We start from the raw sequence: 14,382 nt of genomic DNA on the forward strand, positions 1-14,382 counted from the left end.
AAGAAAGGGACCGGGCGGGAACAAAAGTGCGTAAGCTTGAAGCGATGAGTACTTATGCACTGCCCACCGCGCTGGCGGAAATTGTCGATGACTTCCAGGCACTGAGCGAGCCCGAGAGGCTCCAGCTGCTGCTGGAGTTTTCTCTGGGCCTGCCCGAACTGCCGGAGCGGCTGCGGGACCACCCCGAGCTGCTCGAGCAGGTGGTTGAGTGCCAGTCGCCGTTGTTTCTGACCATCGAGACGGAGAAGAACGACGGCGGGTCCCCCGCCTTCCGCCTGTTCTTCAAGGCGCCTCGCGAGGCCCCCACGACGCGGGGCTTCGCGGGCGTGCTCCATGAAGGGCTGGACGGCCTTACGGCTGAGGAAATACTTGCGGTGCCGGACGACATGCCTGAACTGCTGGGTCTCACCCGGGCCATCACTCCCCTCCGGATGCGCGGGATGACGGCAATGCTTGGGCGGATCAAACGCAAGGTTGCCGCTTCTGCCAGGCTCTCCAGCTAGGGTTTCAGGCCCGGGCCAATGGCGCGAAAGAACACTTCCCAGGGAACGCCTGCCACAGCCGCACTGGCTGCGGCGGGCGTTTCCTACACCCTGCACCCGTACAGCCACGACCCCGCCGCAGCCAGTTACGGGCTGGAGGCCGCCGAGGTGCTCGGGGTTGACCCTGCACGGGTCTTCAAGACACTCATGGTCGAGGTGGACGGCAGGCTCGCCGTCGGCGTCGTTCCCGTGAGCGGAAACTTGGACCTGAAGGCGATCGCGGCGGCCCTGGGGAGCAAGAAGGCCGCCATGGCGGATCCGGCTGCGGCCGAAAGGCGGACCGGCTACGTCCTGGGCGGCATCTCGCCCCTGGGCCAGCGGCAGCCCTCCCCCACCGTCATCGACGACAGCGCGCTGGCGCTGGCCACCATCCTCGTTTCCGGCGGCCGCAGGGGCCTCGACATCGAACTCGGCCCCACGGACCTGATCCGCCTCACGAAGGCCATCACCGCACCGATCAGCACGGTAGCGGCCAGCGCCAAAACCATCACCGGCGGGCGCTAATCGCCCCAGCCGGCGCTAATCCCCCAGGTCACGTTCCACGCCGGACTGCCGGCCGGGAGCCTGCCCGGGACCGGGCTGACCCGGATTCAACTGTCCTGGATTGAGCCGGGGCGCAAGCTGCTGCTGCAGCCAGGCCTTGACCAGGCTCTCCCACCGGACCGGATCGACATTCCACTCCTTGGCATGCCTCGCCTGCCCGAACGCCTCGAACGTCACCATTTCGGGGTTCTTCTCCGCGAGGACAGCGGATGGTCTGTACGGCACGTATTCGTCGTCCACGCTGTGAATAATCAGGGTCGGCGTCCGGAGTTCCACCGCCCGGGACACCCAGTCCATGGCCTTCAGGTCCACCGGCGCAGCCAGCCCGGTGAGGCGGCGCCCGAGGCGGTGACCCATCATCAGCTGGCCATACCGGCCGACACCGGACGGGATCCTGTTCAGTTCGGCGTGGTGCGCCAGCACGTTGACCCAGTCGATGACGGGTGCGTCGAGGACCATGGCCCGGATGGCATTGCGGTGCCTCGAGAGATCGGCAGTCTGCAGGCAAATGGCGCCGCCCATGGACCAGCCGAAGAGCACCACCTCCCGGGCCCCATGGGAGAGGGCGAAGGCGATGGCGGCGTCGATATCCCGCCATTCGGTGGATCCCAGGCCGTACCTGCCATCCGGCGCCGAGGGCGCCAGCCCGTCGTTTCGGTAGGAAACCAGGAGGCTGGTCAGTCCCAGCTCGTGCGCGGCCCGGGCTGCACGCAGGCTTTCCTGCCGGGTGGCACCGCGGCCGTGGACCATGATGGCCCACGTTTCGGCGCCGGGCTCGGCGCGGATCAGCCACGCGGGAGCTGTTCCGCCATCGACTTCAATGCCGACGTCCTCCGAGGCAAGTCCGACGGCGGAGGGATCGGGATACACGGCGCCACTCCACCAGCCGCGGCGCGCGGTTTCCAGGTTTCCCTGGTAGACAGTCTCCACCTCGCGCAGCACTGTGCGCTCGGCCGGAGAGTAGGACAGGACCCTGCCGATCCTCGCGTGGCCGTTCCCACCATCGAAGAAGAGGCTGTACACGCCGTCCTGGGTTGTCTCCGGTGTCGCGGCAAGGATGACCTGCAGGCCCCTGCCCACCCTGATCACGGCCAGCACTTCCTGGTCCGCCGGCCGCGCACGGGAGGGCGTCAGTACGCGCCTGGCGAAGTACAGCGCCAGGGCCGACGATCCGGCCCCCAGGAGTGCCGCCGCAGCGCTGCCGGCAATAATTCCGCCGAGCGTCCATTTAGCCCGCAGGGTCATCTTGCTGGCCGGCTGCGCCGTGGTGTCCAGCAGGGCCGCCGCCCCCTGCTGGCCGGTGCCGGGAAACAGGTGGCGCTGCAGCTCTGTGCCTGGCCGGAAGGAGGAGTCCATTGCACCATTGTTACCGGAGTCGGCTCCCGAGGCACATCCGGCGGCAAATGCATGCGGGCACGGTTCCGCCGGGCTAGGCTGATGGCATGAGCGATCCAATCGTCATTCTCACAGAAGAGCCGCTGGGTGCGGACGACCGCGTCAACATCGAACGCCTGGTGAACGGGGGTGACGCGCCTCTGGTCGTGCTGGTCCCAGCCAACACGGAACGGCATCTGCTGGTGGATCTCCTTGAAAACCTCTCCATGCTGGACATCGCCAAGGCCTTCCGGGAGCTGACGGCACACGCACCGGATCCGGACACGCAGCGGGCGGCCGCGGCGGAGACATTGTCCGTCTCGCTCCGCGCCCTTGAGGGTCTCGGCAGCGGGGTCTCCGGCGAGACGGTGGATGGCGGGGCGGTCAACGGCCTGGTGGCCAAGGTGAAGGAACTCGGCGCCGCACAGGCCGTCGTCATCACTCGGCCGCACGCGGTATCAGACACCTTCCACACCGACTGGGCCAACAAGGCCCAGGACCGCCTGGGGCTCCCCGTGCTTCACCTGTACGCGGGCTCGGGATTTATCGGCGACTCCTGAGCGTTGATGAGGCTATGAGCACTCCAGAAGAAGCTGAAAACACGGCAGGCACGCCGGTGGTCCGGAGCGACGACGAATGGCGCCGCGAACTCACCCCGGAGGAGTACCGCGTGCTGCGCCAGGCCGGCACGGAACGCCCGTACACGGGCGAGTACTGGGACACCCACACTGCGGGCGTCTACCAGTGCCGGGCGTGCGGGACCGAACTGTTCACCAGCAACGAGAAATTCGATTCCCACTGCGGCTGGCCCTCCTTTTGGGCACCCTTGGCAGAGGGAACGGTGCGGTATATCCACGACCGCACTCTCGGGATGGACCGCGTCGAGGTGCGGTGCACCAACTGTGATTCCCATCTGGGGCACCTCTTTGAGGGCGAAGGCTACCGCACGCCCACCGACCAGCGGTACTGCATCAACTCGGTCTCCCTGAGGCTGGTCACGGCCGAGAACGCAGACAGCACCGCGGCCACGGAGTCCTGAGGCTTCCCGGCGCTACACCTGGCCGGCTTGAACTGATCGATGAGCCTCACAGTTTCTTATGCTGAGGCCTAAAATGGATTAGGAACTCTGGCTGCTTGTTACGCTCGGCGTAGATGCTCAGGCAACCAGGAAGGCCACGCCGAAGATGACCATTACAGTAACCACCGCCCCCGCAAGGATCTCCGCGGACCACCCCGAATGGCGGCAGCTCAAGGCAGCCGCCACGGCCTTGCGCGGACTGCAGGTCCAGGACGGCTCCGTCCCGGACAAAGCGGACCACGCAGCCGCGGCGGGCCTCGTTTTGGCCATCATTGACGCCGTCGAAGCCCTTTCACCGTCCTTCCCGCACGATGCCCGCTACCTGGAACTCCTGGCCGGCGACTTCACCCGCTGGATGGAGGCCGGATTCGGCATCCCTGACTTCCTGGATTCCCTGCTGGCGTTCCAGCCCCAGGAGCACCGCCACAACGGGCTTCAGCACCTGGTGGTCTTCCCCATGTACACCCAGAACGGCAGCAACAGCCGGCTCGTTGAGGCTGTGCTGATCGACGTGATCTGGCCCGAATTCATCGCCGGGCTCGAAGAGGGAGAATACTCCAACAAGCTGTTCGTCCCCATCCGCTTCCTCGACTTCACACCTGGCTACGACACCAACTCCGCCGTGCTGTTCCCGGAGACCGTGGCCGTCCGCGAAACCCCCAAATTCACCTGGGGCGCGATCTTCGCAGACCGTGAGGCCGCCCGCTTCCGCCGGGTCCTCCGCGCCGCCGCGGACACCACGTCCCTGGAACTGCCTGCCGGGGCCGCCGAACTTCTCGAGGACCAGGAACTCACCGAGAAAACGTTTGTGATGTGGGATCTGATCCACGACCGCACGCACATGCGCGGCGACCTGCCCTTCGACCCGTTCATGATCAAGCAGCGCATGCCGTTCTTCCTGTACTCGCTGGAAGAGCTGCGCTGCGACCTGACGGCCTTCCGGGAATCCGTGAAAATCGAAAAGGACGAAGCCGCCGATCCCGAGGCCCGCCGGCATGCCAAGCTGGTCCAGTACGCCGTCATTTTCGACCGCATTTTTCGCTTTGCCATCACGGGCAGCCGGGTCCGCAACTACGACGGACTGGGCGGTCAGCTGCTGTTCGCCTGGCTGCACCAGCACCGCGTGCTGCACTGGACCGACAGCCGCCTCAGCCTCGACTGGGACGAAGTTGCCGGCGTCGTCATTGACCTCGGCGCCCGGATCGAGGAGCTGTACTGGCGCTCCATCGACCGGCCCAAGACCGCCCACTGGCTGGCGGCTTACGAGCTCATCTCCGGAACGCTGACCCCCAACCCGGCCTCGGTCTGGGCCAAGGGGCCGGGGGCCCTACCCCTGGACGGGCCGCCGCGCGGCCTCACCGACCAGGTGCTGGACGACGAGTTCCCGCTGTCCATGTTCTACGAAGCGCTTGAAAAGAAGATGCGCCACGTGATCGAGTCGACCGCCGGCATCACCGGATCATCAGACGCAACCGGCACCGGCCCCGCCGCGGAGGCGATGACTGAATGACCGGAAACAGCACCCCCACCGTCGTGGTCACCGGCGGGAGCGGCCCATCGGGCATCGCCGTGGCACGCGCCCTGGCGCGGGCCGGCTTCACGGTATACACCGTCGGGTCGGACAAAGACCGGATCGAAGCCGCCGCGGCGCAGGCCGGCAGCTGTGTCACGCCTCTCATCTGCGATCTCGGCAGCCTGCCGGCCGTCCGCGAACTCCGCGGAGCCCTTGTGCGGACAGCGGGCAGGATCGACGGCGTCATCCACCTCGTGGGCGGCTGGCGCGGGGCCCAGGGTATCGCCGACCAGAGCGACGAGGACTGGGACTTCCTGGAACGCAGCTCCGTGACGACGCTCAGGAACGTGACCAGGGTGTTCTACGACGACCTCGCAGCATCTGAGGTCGGCCGGTTTGCCATGGTGTCCTCGACGGCGGTCACCGTGCCGTCCGCCGGTGTTGCCAGTTATGCGGCGGCCAAGGCCGCCGCCGAGGCGTGGACCATGGCAGTGGCGGACGGGTTCCGCCAGGACCAGCACTCCGAAAGGCAGGCAGGAGCAGGGCAGGCAGGCGGCGGCCGGCACCTCTCCGACGAACCGTCCCGTGACGAAGAACAGTCCAGTGACGCTGAACAGCACAGCGCCGCCGTCGTCCTCGTGGTCAAGGCGCTCGTGGACGGTGCCATGCGGAGCCGCCAGCCCGAACGCAAGTTTCCCGGTTACACCGACGTCGAGGATCTGGCAGCCGCCGTCGTCGGCCTGTTCGGAAAACCCGCCGCTGAACTGAATGGGCAACGGATGCTGCTGACCCAGTGACAGCAGCAATACCTGGCCGGAACTCCTTAGACTGAAAGCGTGACCAAAGCGATGACAACCACTGTAGAAACGGCCGGCAACGGCACCATGTCCCGGCTGCACGACGCGTCAGTCCGGGGCTTCGCGTCGGACAACTACTCGGGCGTGCACCCCGAGGTGCTGGCCGCCCTCGCCGCCGCCAATGAGGGCCATCAGGTGTCCTACGGCGAAGACGACTACACAGCACGCCTCCAGGAGCTGATGGAACGGCACTTTGGCGAAGGCATTGAGTGCTTTCCCGTCTTCAACGGCACCGGCGCCAATGTGCTGTCGCTGCAGTCCCTGCTCCCCCGCTGGGGGGCGGTGGTCTGCGCGTCAACGGCCCACATCAACATGGACGAGAACGGCGCTCCCGAGCGCATCGGCGGCATCAAGCTCCTTCAGGTTCACACGCCGGACGGCAAGTTGACTCCTGAACTCATCGACCGCGAGGCCTGGGGGTGGGGTGATGAACACCGCGCCCAGCCGCTGGCCGTCTCCATCACACAAACCACGGAACTGGGCACGTGCTACACCCCGGAAGAGGTGCGCGCGATTGCCGAGCACGTCCACGCCAAGGGCATGAAACTGCACATGGACGGCGCCCGGCTGGCCAATGCCGCCGCGCACCTCGACGTCCCGCTGCGTGCATTTACCCGCGACGCCGGCGTGGACATCCTGTCATTCGGCGGCACGAAGAACGGGCTGCTGTTCGGCGAGGTGGTGGTGGCGCTGAATCCGGAAGCCGCCCACGGCCTCCTCTTCCTGCGCAAGATGAACATGCAGCTGGCCTCCAAGATGCGCTTCATGTCCGCCCAGTTCATCGCGCTCCTGGAAGGCGACCTGTGGCTGCGCTCGGCCGCGCACGCGAACGCCATGGCCGCTAGGCTGCGGCACGCGGTGGACGCCATCGACGGAGTGGAGCCGACCCAGAAAACGGAATCCAACGGCGTCTTTGCCATCCTGCCCGAGGGCGTGGCGGACCGGCTGCGGACGTCCTTCCGCTTCTACGACTGGAATGAAGCTGCCCGCGAAGTCCGCTGGATGTGCTCCTTTGATACCAGCGAGGAGGACGTGGACGCATTCGTCGAGGCCATCAGGAGGGAGCTGTCCGCCGGGTAGGGTCAGCCGGATTGCCGGGGCTGGATTGCGGCGGCCGGCGGCGAGCCTGCGGGGATCGGCGGGTTCCAGTGCGTAGCCTGCGATTGTGAACGCACTGGCCCAGGTTCCTGCGGATTTTCTTTACGCCTTGGGAACGCTCCGGAAAGCACGATGCCGCAGTGAGCTGCGCCTGGACGAGATCCCGGCGCCGTCGCGGCTGGCGCCGTTCGCCGTTGCACTTGGCGCCGAGGTCATCGGCACCGGCAGCCTCGGCAGCGACTACGCGGCTGTCCACGGTCCGGCGGCCATGGCCCTGGCCCGCTCCGCTGCTGCCAGCGACTCCGACGGCGATGAACTCGCCACCGGCCGCTTCATCTTGCTGCACGATCCCGACGGTTCCGCCGTCTGGGACGGCGAATTCCGGATCGTGACCTACATCCGGGCCCAGCTGGATGCGGACATGGGCAACGACGAAATGCTCGGCTCCGTCGCCTGGACCTGGCTCGTGGAAGCCCTGGAAACGCACCGCGCCCCCTACCGGGCCGCGGGCGGAACGGCCACCCGCGTGCTGTCGGAAAGCTTCGGCACGCTCTCCGACAGGCCCGGATCAATCGACATCGAACTCCGGGCATCCTGGACCCCTGCCGGCGCCGATGTCCAGGCCCACCTTGAAGCCTGGTCCGACATGGTCTGCACGTTTGCCGGCCTCCCTCCGCTCCCCGATGGCGTCTCCGCGCTGCCCCGCAGGCGCAGGAACTAAGGGCCCCCGCCCATGGTGACTCCGCCCTGCGGCGTGCTGCCGGTAAACTAGGGGCATCATGACCCCTCAAAATCCGGAAAACACCACAGCCGGCGCCCCGGCTGCTGAAACCACACCCCACATCTCGGTGGAAGGCTTCGATAGCCGCGTCCCCGTTGTCATCGACCTCGACTCCCCGCGCGACGGCGTGCCGCTTGTCATTGAGACGCAGTCAGGACTGGAGCGCTGCGCGGCAGCCATTGCGGCCGGCACCGGCCCGGCGGGGGTTGACGCGGAGCGGGCTTCGGGCTTTCGATACGGTCAGCGCGCCTTCCTGGTCCAGATCCGCCGCGAGGGATCGGGCACGTGGCTCATCGATCCCGAACCCTTTGACGACCTTCGGATCATCAACGATGCCCTCAAGGGCGTCGAATGGATCCTGCATGCGGCCAGCCAGGACCTTCCCTGCCTTTCAGAGCTCGGCATGTGGCCCGACAGGCTGTTCGACACCGAACTCGCGGCCCGCCTGGCAGGACTCCCCCGGGTCGGACTCGCCGCCGTCATCGAGCAGCTCCTTGGATTCGGCCTCGCGAAGGAGCACTCGGCGGCCGACTGGTCCACCCGCCCCCTGCCGGAACCGTGGCTCCGTTACGCCGCCCTCGACGTCGAGGTCCTGACGGAGCTGCGTGAGGAGCTCATCGAACTGCTAGAGGCAGACGGCAAGCTCGACTTCGCCGAGCAGGAATTCGCTGCCATCCTCGCCGCCGGACTTGCGCCGCCAAGGATCGACCCCTGGCGCAAGACCTCGGGGCTCCACCAGATCCGCGACCGCCGCCAGCTGGCTGCGGTGCGCGAGATGTGGCTTGAACGCGATTCGCTTGCCCAGAAGCGGGATGTGGCGCCGGGCCGGCTGATTCCTGATTCCTCCCTCGTGGCTGCAGCCAAGGCCATGCCCGCGACCGTGCCGCAGCTGCTGGGCACCAAGGGATTCCATGGCCGGGCCGCCCAGCGCGAGGCCCCCCGCTGGCTCCGCTGCATCGCAACCGCCCGCACCTTGGACGACCTTCCCCCGCTGCACCTCCCGACCAATGCACCCCCGCCGCCCCGGGTCTGGGCCGGGCGCGACCTCGCCGCCGCGGAGAGACTGTCCACAGCCCGTCCTCTGCTGCAGAAGAAGGCCGAGGAATTCAATCTTCCGCTGGAGAACCTGCTGACGCCTGATTACCTGCGCCGCGTCGCCTGGCGCCCGCCGGCTGACATCAGCGAAGCGTCGGTCGCCGAAGAGCTCAGCGCACTGGGCGCCAGACCGTGGCAGATTGAACTTGTGGCGCCGCTGATCACCGCGGCATTCCTGAATCCGCAGCCCCTGCCGCCGAAGGAACCCAAAGAGCCCACGGCCTAGCAGAAATCCGCTCCTTGCACGCTAAGTTACTGGCGAGTAACATTGGGCTCACTGACGCTTGGATCCCTGATGACTTCTGGCCAGGATCCGGCACCAACGTCTCAATGAGGAGCAGCACGTGAGCCAACACCGAAGCAGCGGAAATCAGCGCGTTGTCCGCGACGTCGTCTTCGTGGACGGCGTGCGAACGCCTTTCGGCCGGGCCGGCGAGAAAGGCATCTACGCCGGCATGCGGGCTGATGACCTGGTGGTCAAATGCATCCGCGAACTGATGAGGCGCAACCCGGCCCTGCCCGCCGCCCGCGTCGACGAAGTGGCCGTCGCGGCAACCACCCAGACGGGCGACCAGGGCCTCACGATCGGGCGGACGGCTGCCCTGCTGGCGGGGCTGCCCCGCACGGTTCCCGGCTTCGCCATCGACCGCATGTGCGCCGGCGCCATGACCGCCGTCACCGCGACCGCAGGCGGCATCGCCTTTGGCGCCTACGACGTCGTGATTGCCGGCGGCGTGGAACACATGGGCAACCACCCGATGGGTGCCGGCGCCGACCCCAACCCGCGTTTCATGTCTGAGCGGCTCGTGGATCCGGCCGCCCTCAACATGGGCAATACGGCGGAGAACCTGCACGACCGCTTTCCGGCCATCACCAGGGACCGCACTGACGCGTACGCGGTTGCCTCCCAGAACAAGCTGCAGGCCGCGTACGGCACCGGACAGATCCAGCCGGACCTTGTTCCGGTGGCCACCATGAAGCCCGGCCAGGGCTGGACCGTCAACACGGTGGATGAGCCGCCGCGCCCGGGAACCACGCTGGAAGACCTGGCCTCGCTGCGGACGCCCTTCCGTGCCCACGGCCGCGTGACGGCGGGCAATGCTGCCGGACTGAACGACGGCGCCACGGCGGCGCTGCTGGCATCCTCCGACGGCGCGGCGGAACTGGGGCTGGCCGTGAAGATGCGGCTCGTCAGTTATGCCTATGCGGGAGTGGAGCCGGAAGTCATGGGCATCGGGCCCGTTCCGTCGACCGAAAAGGCCCTGGCGAAGGCTGGCCTGGACATCGGGGACATCGGCCTGTTCGAAATCAACGAGGCATTTGCCGTCCAGGTCCTGAGTTTCCTGGACCATTTCGGGATCTCCGACGACGACCCCCGGGTCAACCGCTACGGCGGGGCCATTGCGGTGGGCCACCCGCTCGCCTCCTCCGGCATCCGGCTCATGAACCAGCTTGCCCGGCAGTTCGAGGAGGACCACACCGTCCGCTACGGCATCACCGCCATGTGCGTTGGCCTGGGAATGGGGGCCACCGTCATCTGGGAGAACCCGCACCACGCCGACTACAGCGGGGCGGGGCCCCTGAACGCCGAAAACACCGCAGAAATATCCGCCCGCAACGAGTCCCCGGCCTCCACCCACACCGCAGGAGCAACAGCATGAGTGCAGCAGATTTCCGCAAGCTCGCCGATCTCTTCCCCGACGAGACGGTCACCCACTCCTACGTACAGGACATCGAGCTGCCCGCCGCCGCAGGCGGAGCAGGCGGAGGCACCTTCGCTCTCATCACCCTCGACAACGGGCTGGATCATTCCAAGCCCACCACCCTTGGGCCCAACACGCTCGTGGAACTCGGCACCGTTCTCGAAGGACTCCGTGACCGGGCCGCCAAAGGTGAGATCGTGGGCGTTGGCGTGACGGGCAAGCCGTATTATCTCGTGGCCGGCGCTGACCTGTCCGCGGTGAAGTCGCTCAACAACCGGGAGCACGGCCTGTGGATGGCGCAGCTGGGGCACGATGTCTATGCCACGCTTTCCAACCTTGGCGTGCCAAGCTTCGCGTTCATCAACGGCGTGGCACTGGGCGGAGGTCTGGAAATCGCCCTGCAGTCCACGTACCGCACTGTCTCCTCCGGAGCCGGGGCGCTGGCCCTCCCTGAATCCTTCATCGGGCTGGTTCCCGGCTGGGGCGGGGTCTATCTGCTGCCGCGCCTGATCGGCCCCGAAAATGCCCTCAGGGTCATGATCGAAAACCCGCTCAGCAACAACCGCACGCTCACCGGGCCGGATGCCTACAGGCTGGGCATCGCCGATGCCATGTTCGAACCGGCCGACTTCGTGGAACAGTCCGTCGCGTGGGCCGCGAAAATCATCTCCGGCGAGGTCACACCCGAGCGGCCCAACGCCGTCGACCCTTCTGACCCGGAAGTTGCCGCCCGCTGGGCCGGGGCGGTGGCGGCCGGCCGCTCCTTCGTGGAGTCCAAGACGTCCAACGCCTCGCCCGCACCTGCCAAGGTCCTGGAGATCATGGAGACCACCCGGACCTTGTCGGAGGCAGACTCCGCGGCATTGGAATGCGAAACCCTGGCCGGCCTCATGCAGACCGACGAATTCCGCTCGACGGTCTACGCATTCCTTGACCTCGTGCAGAAGCGCTCCAAGCGCCCCGCCGGCGCACCCGACCGCAAGCTCGCGCGCCCCGTGACCAAGATCGGCGTGGTGGGTGCCGGACTGATGGCCAGCCAGCTTGCCCTCCTTTTCGCCCGCCAGCTCAAGGTCCCTGTCGTCATGACCGACATCGACCAGGCCCGCGTGGACAAGGGTGTGGGCTACGTGCACGCAGAAGTGGACAAGCTGCTGGGCAAGACGCGGATCAGCCAGGACGCCGCCAACAGGACCAAGGCGCTCGTGACCGGGTCTGTTTCCAAGGAGCAGTTCGCAGATGCCGACTTCGTCATCGAAGCGGTCTTCGAGGAACTGAACGTCAAGAAGCAGGTCTTCGCCGAACTGGAGGCCGTGGTCTCCCCCGACTGCGTCCTCGCCACCAACACGTCATCCCTGTCCGTCACTGCCATGGCCGCAGACCTGCAGAACCCGGAGCGGCTGGTGGGCTTCCACTTCTTCAACCCGGTGGCCGTCATGCCCCTGCTGGAGATCGTCCGGGCCCCCCGGACAGACGACGCGGTGCTGGCCACCGCCTTCGAACTGGCCAAGGGGCTCAAGAAGACCGCAGTGTTGGTCAAGGATGCTCCGGCTTTCGTGGTCAACCGCATCCTTCTGCGGCTCATGGGCGAAGTCACCGCGGCCTTCGACGAGGGAACGCCGGCGGACGTTGCAGACAACGCCCTGCGGCCCATGGGCCTGCCCATGACGCCGTTCACGCTGGGCGCGATGGTTGGCCTGCCCGTGGCACAGCATGTGCAGGAGTCGCTGCATGCGGCGTTCGGCGGGCGCTTCCCGGTGTCGCAGAACCTGCAGAAGCTGATTGACAACGGGGTGAAGTCACTCTGGGCGGCTGCTGCCGACGGCGGCCAGGAAATTCCCCCGTCGACGCTGGCGCTGATGTCTTTCGGGACCTCCCCTTCAAGCGGCGAGGAAGTCCTGCGCCGCACGCAGGATGCCCTGGCCGAGGAAATCGGCCTCATGCTCGACGAAGGCGTGGTGGCCGGGCCGGAGGATATCGATCTCTGCATGATCCTGGGTGCGGGCTGGCCGATGTTCCTGGGCGGCATTACTCCTTATCTGGACCGGGTGGGCGCGTCCGAGCGTGTCAACGGCAGGCGCTTCCTGGCCCCCGGAGTGGCGTCCCGGCCGTAAGTTTCTGCCGGCGGCGCGGCCGGGCGGTGTCGGGCCCTTCACGTTTTTAACGTGACGGGCTCGACGCCCGGACTTTTTCGGCCTGCCCGTAACGCGCTGTAGCAGCAGGCAGCGTCAGCACGAACAGGCTTCCTGCGACCAGCGCGGCACCAACCCAGGCCGGAGCCGGCAGGCGTTCGCCCACTACTGCCACCGCCAGGATGGCGGCCACCACTGTCTCAGTGAGGGATATCGTAGTGGCCGTGCTGGCGCGGACACGGGCCAGGCCCCAGCCGAACAGAACGTAGCCGGCAAACATTGGGACAAGGGCCATATACACACCGACGGCCGCGTTCTGCCAGGAAGTGACGAGCGGAGTGCCGGTTATTGCCAGTACGGGCATGAGCAGTAGCCCGCCTATGCCGAAGACGGACCCCATGACTGCTGTTGAGGGTACGCCCGTGTTAATCAGGCGGTGGGCGGCCCAGGAGTAGACCGCATACGTGAGCCCGGCAATCAGCCCCAGGCCGATACCGGCTGACGTGGACCATCCCAGATCCGCTGCCGGATCACCTTGCCCGGCTCCGGCGAAACACAACAGCACGGTACCGGACAGACCGAGCACCGCGCCCACCGTCCACCGTCCCGTAAATCTTCTCTTGTCCACAATCCGTTCAATGACGGCGGAGGCGAGCGGAGCTGAACCGATGGAGACAACGGTCCCAACCGCCACGCCGGCCAGGTGCATTGACGAGTAGAAGGCGAGCGGGTACGTTGCGACGGCCAACGACCCCAAAGCCATCGTGGACCACTGGCTGCGCAGGGATGTGGCGAACGCCATGATCGATCGTGCTGCAATCGCCGCCTGGAGCAGGCCGCCCAAACCCATTGCTGCCGCTCCGATCGCGAGTGGGCTTACTTCGGGGGCGAAGGTGGCCGCCGTTCCCGTTGTGCCCCACAGCACCGAGGCGGCCAGGACAAACAGCGCCCCCCAGGAACTTCCCCTGAAACCTGCGTTCTTCACAGGCCGCCGATCAGCGTGGCCGCAATCCCGCGGGCTTCCTGAATACAGCTGTCGTTGCCTTCGAGGCCTGCCCGGGCCATCGACCCTTCAAGCAGGAACGCCAGGTGCCGGGCAATTGAACCCGCCCGATCAGGTGAGTGCGGAAGGAGCTCGGCCACATGCTCGGATAACAACGCTTCAACCTCCTCCTTGTGCCGCCGGACCACCGTCCTTCCAGAGTCCCCGGCGGGCAGCTCGGCTGCGGCGTTGAGCAGGCCACAGCCCCGAAAGCCATGCTCGTACGCCAGACCGGCGTGATCTGCATACGCATCGAAGACCGCGAGGACGCGCTCCCTGGCGCCGGTCGCCCTCTCCAGCCTCATCCGATAGAGCCCCATCCACTCCTCGTGGCGGGCAGTCAGGTACGCCGTGATGAGGTCCGCTTTCGAGGCGAAGTTGTTGTAGAGGCTCTTCTTGGCCACGCCGGCCTCTGCCGTAATGGCGTCAATTCCCGTTCCGGCCAGGCCGTTTGCATAGAATCGCCGCGAGGCCGCCTCGATGAGTGCGTCGCGGGCACGTCTCTTGGGCGGGGCGCCTCCTGGTGTCAGCTGCTTCCCGGTCATCAATGCTCCTCGCGAGTGGTGTGCATAGTAGGTAGCCTAGTCTACCTACTACGCGCCCGAGTGCGCCAGCGCAGCGGTACCG

At 66.8% G+C, this 14,382-nt stretch carries 14 protein-coding genes; 11 read left to right on the top strand and 3 right to left on the bottom strand.

Annotated features, from left to right (window positions below; translation table 11 throughout):
* Positions 1–44: 44 nt before the first annotated feature.
* Both LQ144_RS00830 and ybaK read left to right on the top strand, forming a co-directional pair.
* Positions 45–503, top strand: coding sequence for a SufE family protein (locus tag LQ144_RS00830; protein WP_230116670.1), 459 nt, complete (start codon positions 45–47; stop codon positions 501–503).
* 18 nt (positions 504–521) lie between these two features.
* Complete coding sequence (ybaK, locus tag LQ144_RS00835; protein WP_230116671.1) at positions 522–1,046, top strand: Cys-tRNA(Pro) deacylase; 525 nt, start codon at positions 522–524, stop codon at positions 1,044–1,046.
* A gap of 15 nt (positions 1,047–1,061) precedes the next feature.
* Here the strand turns inward: ybaK and LQ144_RS00840 are convergent, their stop codons facing one another.
* A complete protein-coding gene (locus tag LQ144_RS00840) occupies positions 1,062–2,330 on the bottom strand; it encodes an alpha/beta fold hydrolase (RefSeq protein ID WP_230116784.1) in 1,269 nt (422 codons plus the stop codon).
* Positions 2,331–2,527: 197 nt separating this feature from the next.
* Between LQ144_RS00840 and LQ144_RS00845 the strand changes: the two genes are divergently transcribed.
* The 9 genes from LQ144_RS00845 (at position 2,528) to LQ144_RS00885 (ending at position 12,695) form a co-directional block, all read left to right on the top strand.
* On the top strand, positions 2,528–3,019 hold the full coding sequence (locus LQ144_RS00845; RefSeq protein ID WP_230116672.1) for a hypothetical protein: 492 nt from the start codon (positions 2,528–2,530) through the stop codon (positions 3,017–3,019).
* 14 nt (positions 3,020–3,033) lie between these two features.
* Positions 3,034–3,498, top strand: a complete 465-nt coding sequence (gene msrB / locus LQ144_RS00850) for a peptide-methionine (R)-S-oxide reductase MsrB (RefSeq protein ID WP_230116673.1) — start codon at positions 3,034–3,036, stop codon at positions 3,496–3,498.
* A 145-nt stretch (positions 3,499–3,643) separates the two neighbouring features.
* Positions 3,644–5,047 carry a DUF6421 family protein gene (locus tag LQ144_RS00855; RefSeq protein WP_230116674.1) on the top strand — a complete coding sequence of 468 codons (1,404 nt, stop codon included), beginning with the start codon at positions 3,644–3,646 and terminating at the stop codon, positions 5,045–5,047.
* Positions 5,044–5,847, top strand: coding sequence for an SDR family oxidoreductase (locus LQ144_RS00860; protein WP_230116675.1), 804 nt, complete (start codon positions 5,044–5,046; stop codon positions 5,845–5,847). The genes LQ144_RS00855 and LQ144_RS00860 overlap by 4 nt, the downstream gene beginning before the upstream one ends.
* Positions 5,848–5,898: 51 nt before the next feature.
* Positions 5,899–6,987, top strand: a complete 1,089-nt coding sequence (locus LQ144_RS00865; RefSeq protein WP_230116676.1) for a low specificity L-threonine aldolase — start codon at positions 5,899–5,901, stop codon at positions 6,985–6,987.
* An 82-nt stretch (positions 6,988–7,069) separates the two neighbouring features.
* Positions 7,070–7,726 carry a DUF3000 domain-containing protein gene (locus tag LQ144_RS00870; protein WP_230116785.1) on the top strand — a complete coding sequence of 219 codons (657 nt, stop codon included), beginning with the start codon at positions 7,070–7,072 and terminating at the stop codon, positions 7,724–7,726.
* A gap of 58 nt (positions 7,727–7,784) precedes the next feature.
* The gene (locus LQ144_RS00875; protein ID WP_230116677.1) at positions 7,785–9,107 is read left to right on the top strand and encodes an HRDC domain-containing protein; all 1,323 of its coding nucleotides are present in this window, start codon (positions 7,785–7,787) and stop codon (positions 9,105–9,107) included.
* 118 nt (positions 9,108–9,225) lie between these two features.
* Positions 9,226–10,542 (top strand): thiolase family protein, encoded by a 1,317-nt coding sequence (locus tag LQ144_RS00880; protein ID WP_230116678.1) that lies wholly within the window; start codon positions 9,226–9,228, stop codon positions 10,540–10,542.
* Positions 10,539–12,695, top strand: coding sequence for a 3-hydroxyacyl-CoA dehydrogenase NAD-binding domain-containing protein (locus tag LQ144_RS00885; protein WP_230116679.1), 2,157 nt, complete (start codon positions 10,539–10,541; stop codon positions 12,693–12,695). Before LQ144_RS00880 ends, LQ144_RS00885 begins: the two co-directional genes overlap by 4 nt.
* 46 nt (positions 12,696–12,741) lie before the next feature.
* On the opposite strand, the gene LQ144_RS00890 is transcribed toward LQ144_RS00885, so the two are convergent.
* Entirely contained in the window at positions 12,742–13,698 is a 957-nt protein-coding gene (locus LQ144_RS00890) for an EamA family transporter (protein WP_230116680.1), read from the bottom strand.
* A complete protein-coding gene (locus tag LQ144_RS00895; protein WP_230116681.1) occupies positions 13,695–14,300 on the bottom strand; it encodes a TetR/AcrR family transcriptional regulator in 606 nt (201 codons plus the stop codon). Before LQ144_RS00895 ends, LQ144_RS00890 begins: the two co-directional genes overlap by 4 nt.
* Between the last annotated feature and the right edge of the window lie 82 nt (positions 14,301–14,382).

Origin of the sequence: Arthrobacter sp. Bi83, from assembly GCF_918698095.1 — a bacterium.
GTDB lineage: Bacteria > Actinomycetota > Actinomycetes > Actinomycetales > Micrococcaceae > Arthrobacter.